Origin of the sequence: Oceanobacillus senegalensis, from assembly GCF_900176885.1 — a bacterium.
GTDB lineage: Bacteria > Bacillota > Bacilli > Bacillales > Amphibacillaceae > Oceanobacillus > Oceanobacillus senegalensis.
Genome location: NZ_LT839648.1, coordinates 404,997 through 416,768 on the forward strand (window position 1 = coordinate 404,997; position 11,772 = coordinate 416,768).

Consider the following 11,772-nt stretch of genomic DNA (forward strand, 5'->3'; position numbering starts at 1 on the left):
TGGAACTTGCTCGGACAACCAAGAGGCAGGAATCCCCACTGATTAAAGATTCACTTTATAAACGATATGAAATCATATGGTATAGTGAAACTACATGAGACAACGTAGAAAACTTGGGAGGTTAACATGAAACTATTTGCATTAGATATGGATGGAACATTGCTTTCATCCGATGGTACGATCAGTGAAGCGAATCACTCCATGATGAAGAAAGCACAAAGTCAAGGTCATATGGTGGTCATTGCCTCTGGACGCTCTATCCATGACACCATTCAAATTTTAAAAGAAGCAGAACTAAACTGCCCAATTATTGCTGGAAATGGTGCTATCGTCTTTCATGAGGGAAATATGCTAAGAAATCTTTATTTGTCACCGGAAAGGGTGGAGGAGATAATTAGTCTAGCTCAGGAAATTGATGTTTATTTTGAACTTTATACCAATCAAGGTGTATTTATAGAAGAATGTGGGCGTAACTTTTTAATAGAAGAGGCTAGGAATCAGCGGGAAAAAGATCCTCATAACTTTCTATGGGATAGGGCTGAAAGAATCATTGAAGGGCAATTTCTGCAAAAGGGAATTCAAATTATCCCAAGTTACCTGAATCTAGATTACGAAAAACTAGAAATCTACAAAGTATTTGTTCTATCCTTTCATTCGGATAAGCTTATGAAACTAGAAGAGATATTGCGAGATAGACATGACCTGTCGATAACAACGTCTGGTAAGGAAAAATTGGAGATTGGTCACCCTAAAACAAGCAAAGGAAATGCTTTAAAATTTTTAGCTAACTATCTTCAAATTCCACTTGAACATACCATAACATTTGGTGATAATTTAAATGATTTATCCATGTTTCACGTATCAGGTACGAGTGTTGCCATGGGAAATGCAGAGGATATCGTTAAAAAAGAAGCCGATTTTGTTACGAAGCATCATGATGAAAATGGTGTTGCGTTTGGGATGGGGCGGTTTTTATCTTAGGTGAAGGGGGCATTAATACCCCTTATCTCAAAAATAGATGAATGCCTCACTTTTAAAGGCATTCATCTATTTTCTAAAATACTAGTCTATTTAATTGTATTCCCGCCATCTATCACAATATTTTCCCCTGTGATTAGGTTTGAAGCATCACTAGCAAGGAATAAGGCGATGGCAGCTACCTCTTCCGGATAACCAAACCGTCCTAATGGAATTTCTTTTTTGGCCTTTTCACCTTTTTCTCCCGCCCAAGCCTTTTTACCTAACTCTGTTAAGATAACAGTTGGGGAGATAGCATTTACCTTAATACCAAACTGTGCCCATTCATAGGCTAATACCTTAGTCATTCCAAGAACACCAGCTTTACTTGCTCCATAAGCCACGTGGTTGTCTAAAGCAATTACCGCCGCTTGGGATGCTAGATTGATAATTTTACCACCATGTCCTTGTTTAATTAATACATTACCAACTTTTTGACTCATTTTAAACGTGCCCGTTAAATTAATATCCAATGTTTTTTGCCAATATCCATCTGAAATATTTTCAGCATCGTCTAGTAATGCAATTCCAGCACAGTTTACTAGAATATCAATTTTTCCAAAATTCTCTTTAGCGCCTTGGATAGCTTTATCCATGCTTTCGTTATCTGTAACATCACATTGGAAACCAACGGCATTTTCCGAATCTATTTGCTTCGCTGTATCCATTACATCTTCCTTTAAATCTAGTATTGCGACCTTTGCCCCTTTTTCAAGGTAAAGCTCTGTAATTGCCTTACCGATTCCGCTTGCTCCCCCAGTTACTAAAGCAACTTTATCTGTAATGTTGAAGTTTGTATCATAACCTTTAAATTCCATTTTATTTCCTTCTTTCTTTTCAGTGTTTTTCATTTGATTCCGCTTTCAATTGTGGGATTAAAAAAGAGAGCAGACTCTTTTATTAATTTGTCAAAATAATTTCGATATTGTTCACTGCAAGGTGATTTTCAATGTCACTAGTTATCGGTTTATCCGTAATAATTTTGTCTATTTGGTTCAGTTTAGCGAATAATGCACTTGATGATTTATTTATTTTTGAAGAATCAATTAGGGCAATTACTTGTGATGACCTTTTTACAATTTCCTTTTTTAATTGAACTTCATAAAGATTAAAGTCTTCTAGACCAGTTTCAACGGAGAAACCATTTGCAGATGTAAACATGATATCAATATTGACGTAATCAAGGATATTCAATCCAAGCGTTCCTTCAATGGAGGTAGATTTATTAGTTACAACTCCACCAACCATAATTACCGTTAGATCTTGATTCTCTTTTAATTCAATGGCCGCTTGTAATCCAGTTGTTACCACTGTTAACCGAATAGGCATTTCTTTTAAAAGCTGTGCTAAACCCAATGCTGTTGAACTTGCATCCAGGAGTATACATTGCTTTTCTTCTATAAATTCAAGTGCCTTTTCAGCAATTTCCATCTTTTCCTTTTTATTTTTCTTTTGTCGGACATTAAAGCTTGTGTCGTTTTCTTCATTAAGTACTGCACCTCCATGAGTGCGAGTTAATAGCCCATCATTCTCCATTTTGTTTAAATCACTTCGTAACGTGGCTTCAGACACTCCTATTTTTGATGCTAGTTCTTTGACAGTAATCCGTTTTTTTTCTTGCAATAGCTCTATAATTCTGTCTCTTCTTTCTGTTGCAAACATCTTCATGAACTTCACCCTTATCTAGTTTCTATTATTATCTTATTTCATTTATCTCCAATAATCAATAGATCACTTTCATTTACTATTAATTCGAAAGTGAAGGAAATAAATTATATATAAAATCACACATATACGAAAAAAAAACAAAAATTATATTGACAATTCGAAAATAAATGCTAAAATAAAATTGTATTTGAAAACGATTGCAGTTTTAAAATACTTAATTATTTTCATTATAATAGGAAATAAAAATAGGTTAGGGAGAGATAGTAATGGAAAAAACATTAGAAAACACAGCAAAACAAAACCTTGAAATACCTGAAACGATGAAAGCTGTTGTTGCGTATAGCCCTGGAGATTATAGATATGAAGAAGTAGAAACACCAAAATTAGATAATGATCAAGAAATTATTATTGAAGTAGAAGCTTGTGGTATTTGTGCAGGAGATGTTAAAGCATATGGGGGAGCTCCTAGTTTCTGGGGAGACGAAACTCAACCAGCATATATTAAAGCTCCTATGATTCCCGGTCATGAATTTATTGGCCGTATTGTACAAAAAGGTTATGCAGTCAAAGATTTTGAGGTCGGGGATCGTGTAATTTCTGAGCAAATTGTTCCATGTGAAGAATGTCGTTTTTGTAAGCGTGGCCAATATTGGATGTGTGAAAAACATGATCTATATGGTTTTCAAAACAATGTAAACGGTGGCATGGCTCAATACATGAAATTTACAAAAGAAGGTATTAACTATAAGGTCCCTGAGGATTTACCACTGGAAAAAGCGATTTTAATCGAACCTTATGCATGTAGTTTACACGCTGTACAAAGGGCTAATATTGAATTAGGTGACTTTGTTGTACTTTCTGGTGCTGGTACTCTTGGTCTAGGAATGATTGGTGCGATTAAGAAATCTGGTGCTGGTAAGCTAGTAGTACTAGATATGAAAGAGGATCGTTTAGAGCTAGCTAAGAAATTTGGTGCAGATATCGTAATGAACCCTGCAGAGGTAGATGTGGTTAAAGAAATTAAAGATATGACAGAAGGGTATGGTTGTGATATTTATATCGAAGCTACTGGACATCCATCATCTGTTGAGCAAGGATTGCATGCAATTAGAAAACTGGGTACATTCGTTGAGTTTAGTGTATTTGGTGAACCTGTTTCTGTTGACTGGAGTATTATAAGTGACCGTAAAGAATTAGATTTATTAGGTTCTCACTTAGGACCTTACTGCTACCCACTTGTAATTGACGGCATCGCTAATGGGGATTTCCCAACAGAAGGTGTCGTAACACATCAATTACCATTAGAAGAATTTGAAAAAGGCTTTGAATTAATGAAGAAAGGTGACAAATCATTAAAAGTTATTCTTAAACCGTAACTTTTGGGGATTTAAAAAAAGGGGGAGAATAACATGCCTGACTTAACAAAGAATCAATCTTTTTTAGATAAAATCGGTATACCATCACATTTAGCTTGGGGATTTTTCGGTGTACTCCTATTTATGATGGGGGACGGTTTGGAGTTAGCATGGATTAGTCCATATCTTGTTGAACAAGGATTATCCGTTCAACAAACTGCTGTACTAACAACTTCCTACGGTGTAACGATTGCCATTGCAGCTTGGTTCTCTGGGGTTCTTGTTGAAGCAATCGGTCCAAGAAAGACCATGTCACTTGGTGTAATATTTTATATAATTGGACATGCTTTATTTGTTGGAATAGCAATCCCTGACTTAAATTATGGATTGATGATACCGACATATGCACTACGAGGCTTTGGTTACCCACTATTTGCCTATGCATTCTTAGTTTGGGTGACCTACCGTACACCTCAACACCAATTAGGAAAAGCAGTAGGTTGGTTCTGGTTTGTATTTACTGCGGGACTAAGTGTATTAGGAGCTTATTATTCTAGTTGGTCTATCAGTATGATTGGGCATACCGCAACACTTTGGAGCGCAATCTTTTGGGTTTTAATTGGTGCATTTTTCGCCATTGTAGTTAATCGAGATAAGTTTGAAATGGAAGTCAAATCAAGTGAAGGTTCTAAATCAAAGGAATTACTTAAAGGTATTACGATTGTGAAGAAGGAGCCAAAGGTTGGGATTGCTGGTATTGTACGTGTCATTAACCAAGCGTCTCAATATGCATTCCCATTGTTCTTACCACTATATTTAGCTGATCAAGGAATAAGTACAAGTACATGGTTAAATATTTGGGGAACTATCTTTATTGCTAATATCGCTGTTAACTTAGCATCTGGATATATTGGAGATAAATTTGGCTGGAGAAATACGGTTACGTGGTTAGGTGCAGTGGGTTGTGGAGTATTTACCCTCATGTTATTCTACACACCACAAATATTTGATGGCAATGTTTTCTTAGTTGGTGTTGTTGGATTCTTATGGGGTGCATGTTTAGCAGGTTTCGTTCCATTGTCTGCTTTAACTCCATCATTAGTTGGGGATGGAGACAAAGGAGCAGCGATGTCTATTCTTAACCTTGGAGCTGGACTATGTGTATTCGTAGGACCTGCACTTGTTGCATTATTCTATGATTTAGTAGATACACAAGGTATGATGTGGATTCTAGCTATTCTATACTTTGTTGCTGCTATTCTTTCTAGATTCTTAAAACTTCCTGAAGAAGAAGGTAAAGATGAAGTAGTTGGAAAATCAGCTTAATGACATGTTTAAAATCTCTAGTGAAAGCAATTAATAATAAGTGAGGACAAGGATGTCGTCACTTATGGTTCAATTTATAATTATATAGATACTATTGAAACTATTGAAACGAAATGAAACTAAAGGTATTATGTTTTTAATATTTTGTTAGTTGGATAAACAAATTAACAAGGAGGAATACATCGATGAAAAAGCTAATTAACAATCCAAAGAATGTAGTAGAAGAAATGGTAGAGGGCTATGTAAAAGCTCATCCTGAATATATAAAACAATTACCCGAAAATGATAGATCTTTAGTAACTGCTAGAGAAACACGTGAAGGAAAAGTAGGTATCCTAATTGGTGGTGGTTCTGGTCATGAGCCAGGTTTTATGGGATACGTAGGAGATGGCATGGCTGACGGTGTAGCTGTTGGAAATATCTTTGCCTCCCCATCACCAGATCCCATCCTAGAAGTAACGAAAGCAATAGACAAAGGTGCCGGTGTGGTTTATCTCTATGGTAACTATGCTGGAGATGTTATGAACTTTGGAATGGCAGCTGAGATGGCGGATTTAGAAGAAGATATTCAAGTAGGTATGGCATTAGCTTCAGATGATGTTGCATCTGCTCCAAAAGAAGAAAAGGAAAAACGCCGTGGTATTGCAGGGGAATTTTTTATTTATAAAGCAGCAGGAGCAGCAGCGGACTTTGGTTATAACTTAGATGAAGTAGTACGAGTCGCGAAAAAGGCAAATGAAAATACTCGTTCCATGGGTGTAGGTTTAAGCCCTTGTTCATTACCGCAAACTGGCGAGCCAAGCTTTGAAATTGGCGATGATGAAATGGAAATTGGACTAGGACATCATGGGGAACCTGGTATTGAAAAAGGAACAATTCAACCAGCAGATGCTGTAGCCGACAGACTTGTAGCCGACATTTTAGCTGATATCGAAATTAATAATGGTGACAAGGTTGCTGTCTTAGTTAATGGTCTAGGTTCAACACCTAGAATGGAATTATACATTGTTTATAGAAGAGTAGAACAAATCCTACGTGATAAAGGAATCGAGATTTACCGTTCCTATGTTGGTGATTACATCACATCATTAGAAATGGGTGGAATGTCTGTGACGTTAATGAAACTAGATGATGAATTAGAAAAGGCAATTGATCATCCAGTAGATTGTCCAATGTTCGTACAAAAATAATTGTTAACTTAAAGAAGGAGGACTATGGTCATGAATATTTCAGCAAAAGAACTAAAAGATTTTTTCAAAGTAGTAGTCAATATGATTGAAGATGAAAAAGATTATCTTTGTGAATTAGATAGAAAATTAGGGGATGGGGACCACGGAGTTACCATGTCGATTGGCTGGCAAGCAGTAAATGAAAAACTTGAAAGCGAACTAGCTGATGAAGAAGATTGTGCAAAAATCAGCTTGACTGTTGGTAAAACATTCTTAAGTGCTGTAGGTTCTTCTGTAGGTCCACTATATGCGACAGGATTTATGAGAGGCGCTAAGATTGTTAAAGGTAAATCTGACATGAATGATGCTGATTTAGCGCAATATTGGATTGCTTTTGCAAAAGGAATTAAAGAACGTGGACAAGCTGAAGTTGGCGATAAAACAATGATTGATACATTAGAACCTTTTGGTAATGCACTAAACGATAAATTCGCTGAATCTGCAGACTTCCTAAGCTCATTCACAGAAGCTGTAGCGGAAGCGAAAAAAGGAATGGAATCAACGAAAGATTTAGTATCTAAGAAAGGTCGCTCTAGCCGTTTAGGAGATCGCTCTGTAGGTGCTCAGGACCCTGGTGCAACATCTGCTTATCTTATTTTAGATTCATTCCTTACATTTGTTAATGAGAATGTAGAAAAAGCGGGCTAAGGGATTGTTAAGGAAGTTAATAGAAATCTAATAGGGAATCAGGCTGTAAATCTGGTTCCTCTTTTTATGAAAAGAAAGCAAATGAAAAAACAAAAAATAAAACAAAAATAAACGAAAGATAAATTGTTGAAAATAAATAAAAAAGGATTTAAAATGAAAATATATAAAAGAACAATAAAGATAGGTGAAAGGGGTTTGCAACTATGAAACTAGCAATCGGTAGTGACCATAATGCATTTGATTTAAAAGAAACGATTAAAGATTATTTAAAAGGTACAGAGCATGAAGTGGTTGACTTTGGTTGCCATTCTAAGGACTCGGTAGACTATCCAGATGTAGCATTTGAGGTTGCTGAGGCAATCAGTAAAGGGGAAGCAGAACGTGGAATTTTAATTTGTGGTACAGGTATTGGTGTATGTATCGCAGCAAATAAATATCCAGGAATTCGTGCAGCATTAGCTCATGATACGTACTCTGCAGAGCGTGCACAATTAAGTAACAATGCACAAATTATTACAATGGGTGCACAAATTATTGGTCCTGAAGCAGCGAAGAAAGTGGTTGAGGCTTATTTAAATGTAGAATGGGAAGAAGGTTCAAAACGTAAAGTCGATAAAATTAATGAAAAAGCAGAAGAATTCTTAGCTGATAATTACAAAGAAGTAACACAAGGCGGTTTTGGTTGCTAATCAATTTCTTTAACGGTTTACAACTCATTATAAATTTGGAGGTTGTTCTTATGAAATTTTATTTGGATACAGCAAATGTAGAAGAAATCAATCGTATTAATCGTTTAGGCTTATTGGATGGTGTTACAACAAACCCTTCTATTATTGCTAAAGAAGGTAGAGATTTTGAAGAAACAATTAAAGAGATTTGTAGTATTGTTGATGGTCCTGTTAGTGCAGAGGTTATTGGGCTTACGGTTGATGAAATGGTTGAAGAAGCAAGGAATATCGAAACATGGGCAGATAATGTGGTTGTTAAAATTCCAATGACAGAGGCAGGGTTAGAAGCAGTTCATATCCTTTCTAAAGAAGGAATCAAAACAAATGTAACTCTTATTTTCTCTGTTGCTCAAGGATTAATGGCAGCAAAAGCAGGTGCAACGTTTGTAAGCCCATTTGTAGGAAGAGTGGATGATATCGGTGAGGATGGAATCGAGCTTATCCAAAACTTAAATCAAACGCTAATAAACTATAATTTTGACACAGAAATAATCACAGCTAGTGTTCGTACCATTGGACATTTAGAAAAAGCTGCAGTTGCTGGTGCGCATATTGCAACAATCCCAGGATCATTACTACCAAAACTTTGGAAGCATCCATTAACAGATAATGGAATTCAGCAATTCCTAGCAGACTGGGAAAAGGTTCCTAAAAAAGCTGAAACATTATCTTAAGGAGGTATTGGAATATTGACAATTACTACTCAAACTTCCATTGAACAATTATCCATTAATACCATTCGTACTTTATCCATTGATGCCATTGAAAAAGCGAATTCCGGACACCCTGGTTTACCAATGGGTGCCGCACCAATGGCTTATACATTATGGACAGACTTTATGACACATAATCCAAAGCATTCAAAATGGTTTAACCGTGATCGCTTTGTGTTGTCTGCAGGTCATGGTTCCATGCTTTTATATAGCTTGCTTCACTTATCAGGTTATGATGTTTCTATGGATGATATCAAAAACTTCCGTCAGTGGGGCTCTAAAACTCCAGGACATCCGGAAGTACATCATACCGATGGGGTAGAAACGACTACTGGACCACTTGGCCAAGGTATTTCAACTGCTGTTGGGATGGCGATGGCTGAAGCTCATCTAGCGGCACAATATAATAAGGAAAATTTCCCTATCGTTGACCACTATACCTATGCACTTGTAGGGGATGGGGATTTAATGGAAGGAATCTCTCATGAAACAGCATCTCTTGCAGGACATTTAGGTTTAGGGAAATTAATCGTCTTATATGACTCAAATGATATTTCATTAGATGGTGATTTAGATCGTTCTTTTTCTGAAAATGTAGCTAATCGCTTCAAAGCATATGACTGGCAAGTACTTCGTGTGGAAGATGGTAATGACATAAAAGCAATACAAGAGGCAATGAAAACTGCGAAACAAAACACCACACAACCAACATTAATTGAAGTGAAGACGGTTATTGGTTATGGTTCTCCAAACAAATCAGGATCATCTGATTCGCATGGTGCGCCTCTTGGGGAAGAAGAAGTAAAATTGACGAAAGAAAATTATAATTGGTCACATGAACCTTTCTTCGTACCAGAAGAAGTTTATGCAGATTTCCAAGAAAAAGTAGTTCAAAAAGGTACAGACGCAGAAGATAAATGGAACCAATTAGTTGCTGATTATAAACAATCTTACCCAGAATTAGGGAAGCAGTTAGACCTTGATATTAATGGTGAATTACCTAAAGACTGGGATAAGGACTTACCAGTTTATGAAGCAGGAAAAGATACGCTTGCAACACGTGCTTCTTCTGGTGAAGTATTGAATGCGATTGCCAAAGCTGTTCCAAACTTCTTTGGCGGGAGTGCTGATTTAGCTGGTTCGAACAAAACAACCATCAACAATGCAGCAGACTTTTCAAGTGAAAATTATGCTGGAAGAAATATTTGGTTCGGTGTGCGTGAATTTGCGATGGCAGCTGCATTAAATGGGATGGCTCTACACAGTGGCTTGAAGGTATTCGGTGGAACCTTCTTCGTATTCAGTGATTATTTACGTCCAGCTGTTCGCTTGTCTTCCCTTATGAAGGCTCCTGTGACATATGTATGGACACACGATTCCATTGCGGTTGGTGAGGACGGTCCAACTCATGAACCGGTTGAACATTTAGCGGCATTCCGTTCGATGCCAGGCTTATCACTTATTCGCCCAGCAGATGGGAATGAAACACAGGCAGCATGGCGACTAGCAGTGGAATCAACTGATCAACCAACTGCATTAGTTTTAACAAGACAAAATCTACCTACATTAGAAGGCACAAAAGAAAAAGCATATGAAGGCGTGAAAAGAGGTGCATATGTTGTCAGTGATTCAAGAAAAGAAACACCGGATGCACTGATTCTATCTACTGGATCAGAGGTTCAGCTAGCTGTTCTAGCTCAAAAGGAATTAAAAGAGAAAAACATCGATGTTCGTGTGATCAGCATGCCATCATGGGATCGGTTTGAAGCACAAAATCAGGCATACAAAGATGAAGTTATCCCACCGCAAGTGAAAAAGCGCTTAGCTGTTGAAATGGCAGTTCCATTTGGCTGGGAACGTTACACTGGTGACGAAGGGAAAATCCTTGGAATTGATACCTTTGGTGCTTCGGGAAACGGTAATAAAGTGATGGAAGAATTCGGATTTACTGTTAAGAATGTTGTGAAACAGGTTGAGGATTTATTTCAATAGATGAGGAAAAGGAACTCTGGAATTTATTAAAACGGATAAAATGTTAACAACTTTATTTCATGTCAAAAAATATGCTTTATTATTAAACATACAAAACGCTTGGATTTTTTAAGTCCAAGCGTTTTTTAACACTATTTATCCTCTATCATTAAAGCAGTTAGTTTGGGTTGGGGATTAAATGATTATACATATTCAATTATCCCACCATTGGAGTGGAACTAAATGTAATCGCTTTGAATAATGAAATACATGTTTACAAAGAATATGGTAGAACTAAACATTTTCAGATTACCATCATATAGGGAGGAATTTATATTGAGCAAAAAGGTAGCAGTTATTACAGGATCAGGTCAAGGAATAGGGAAAGCGTTGGCTGAACGCTTAGCGAATGAAGGCTTTTCCATTGTGTTAAGTGATATTAATGAAGAAACTTTATCAGGAACTGAGAAAGAATTTAAAAATAATGGTCATGACGTTACATCGTTCGTTGGGAACGTTGCAAAACCAGAAGATCAAGCTTCCTTAGTTCAACATGCTGTAGATACGTTCGGCAGTGTAGATGTTTTCATTAATAATGCAGGTGTGGAAGGACAAGTCGCCCCTCTTACAGAAGTAGACCCTAAACCGATTGATTTAACATTAGATGTGAACATTAAAGGTGTTATCTACGGCATTCAAGCTGCAGGGAATCAAATGAAAAAACAAGGATCTGGTGGAAAAATTATTAACGCTTGTTCTATCGCAGGACATGAAGGCTTTGAAATGTTAGGAGTGTATTCGGCTACCAAATTCGCAGTAAAAGGTCTAACACATACTGCAGCAAAAGAACTTGCACCACATAAAATAACTGTAAACTCATACTGCCCAGGTATTGTCGGTACAAGTATGTGGGAACGCTTAGACGAAAAAATGATGGAACATATGGGAACGAAGAAAGGAGAAGCTTTTGCTAAATTCTCAGAAGGTATTGCACTTGGACGCTCTCAAACGCCTGAAGATGTAGCTGATCTTGTATCATTTTTAGCTTCGCCTAATTCTGATTACATTACAGGACAAAACATACTAACAGATGGTGGCATGGTGTTCAGATAAGTTC

Annotated in this window: 11 protein-coding genes; 9 read left to right on the plus strand and 2 right to left on the minus strand. The window is 36.9% G+C overall.

The features are described 5' to 3' along the window. The first annotated feature begins 126 nt into the window (after nucleotides 1–126). Nucleotides 127–981, plus strand: a complete 855-nt coding sequence (locus CAO17_RS01845) for a Cof-type HAD-IIB family hydrolase (protein ID WP_085991137.1) — start codon at nucleotides 127–129, stop codon at nucleotides 979–981. A gap of 86 nt (nucleotides 982–1,067) precedes the next feature. Here the strand turns inward: CAO17_RS01845 and CAO17_RS01850 are convergent, their stop codons facing one another. Continuing rightward, nucleotides 1,068–1,835 carry an SDR family oxidoreductase gene (locus tag CAO17_RS01850; protein WP_085991138.1) on the minus strand — a complete coding sequence of 256 codons (768 nt, stop codon included), beginning with the start codon at nucleotides 1,833–1,835 and terminating at the stop codon, nucleotides 1,068–1,070. Between the two features lie 82 nt (nucleotides 1,836–1,917). Beyond that, complete coding sequence (locus CAO17_RS01855; protein WP_085991139.1) at nucleotides 1,918–2,685, minus strand: DeoR/GlpR family DNA-binding transcription regulator; 768 nt, start codon at nucleotides 2,683–2,685, stop codon at nucleotides 1,918–1,920. Nucleotides 2,686–2,951: 266 nt separating this feature from the next. On the opposite strand from CAO17_RS01855, the gene CAO17_RS01860 reads away from it, so the two are divergent. The 8 genes from CAO17_RS01860 to CAO17_RS01895 all read left to right on the plus strand — a co-directional run bounded on the left by CAO17_RS01860 (nucleotide 2,952) and on the right by CAO17_RS01895 (nucleotide 11,768). Continuing rightward, nucleotides 2,952–4,061 carry an MDR/zinc-dependent alcohol dehydrogenase-like family protein gene (locus tag CAO17_RS01860; RefSeq protein WP_085991140.1) on the plus strand — a complete coding sequence of 370 codons (1,110 nt, stop codon included), beginning with the start codon at nucleotides 2,952–2,954 and terminating at the stop codon, nucleotides 4,059–4,061. A 33-nt stretch (nucleotides 4,062–4,094) separates the two neighbouring features. Beyond that, nucleotides 4,095–5,366, plus strand: coding sequence for an MFS transporter (locus tag CAO17_RS01865; RefSeq protein WP_085991141.1), 1,272 nt, complete (start codon nucleotides 4,095–4,097; stop codon nucleotides 5,364–5,366). Between the two features lie 185 nt (nucleotides 5,367–5,551). Further along, on the plus strand, nucleotides 5,552–6,556 hold the full coding sequence (locus tag CAO17_RS01870; RefSeq protein ID WP_085991142.1) for a dihydroxyacetone kinase subunit DhaK: 1,005 nt from the start codon (nucleotides 5,552–5,554) through the stop codon (nucleotides 6,554–6,556). Nucleotides 6,557–6,586: 30 nt separating this feature from the next. Beyond that, nucleotides 6,587–7,243 carry a dihydroxyacetone kinase subunit DhaL gene (dhaL, locus tag CAO17_RS01875; protein WP_085991143.1) on the plus strand — a complete coding sequence of 219 codons (657 nt, stop codon included), beginning with the start codon at nucleotides 6,587–6,589 and terminating at the stop codon, nucleotides 7,241–7,243. Between the two features lie 203 nt (nucleotides 7,244–7,446). Next, nucleotides 7,447–7,932: a ribose 5-phosphate isomerase B gene (gene rpiB, locus CAO17_RS01880; RefSeq protein WP_085991144.1), complete on the plus strand. Its 486-nt coding sequence runs from the start codon at nucleotides 7,447–7,449 to the stop codon at nucleotides 7,930–7,932. 50 nt (nucleotides 7,933–7,982) lie between these two features. Then, nucleotides 7,983–8,645, plus strand: a complete 663-nt coding sequence (gene fsa, locus CAO17_RS01885) for a fructose-6-phosphate aldolase (protein WP_085991145.1) — start codon at nucleotides 7,983–7,985, stop codon at nucleotides 8,643–8,645. Nucleotides 8,646–8,660: 15 nt separating this feature from the next. After that, the gene (gene tkt, locus CAO17_RS01890; protein WP_245831740.1) at nucleotides 8,661–10,676 is read left to right on the plus strand and encodes a transketolase; all 2,016 of its coding nucleotides are present in this window, start codon (nucleotides 8,661–8,663) and stop codon (nucleotides 10,674–10,676) included. Between the two features lie 264 nt (nucleotides 10,677–10,940). Continuing rightward, nucleotides 10,941–11,768, plus strand: coding sequence for an acetoin reductase (locus CAO17_RS01895; protein WP_179152010.1), 828 nt, complete (start codon nucleotides 10,941–10,943; stop codon nucleotides 11,766–11,768). Nucleotides 11,769–11,772 lie beyond the last annotated feature (4 nt).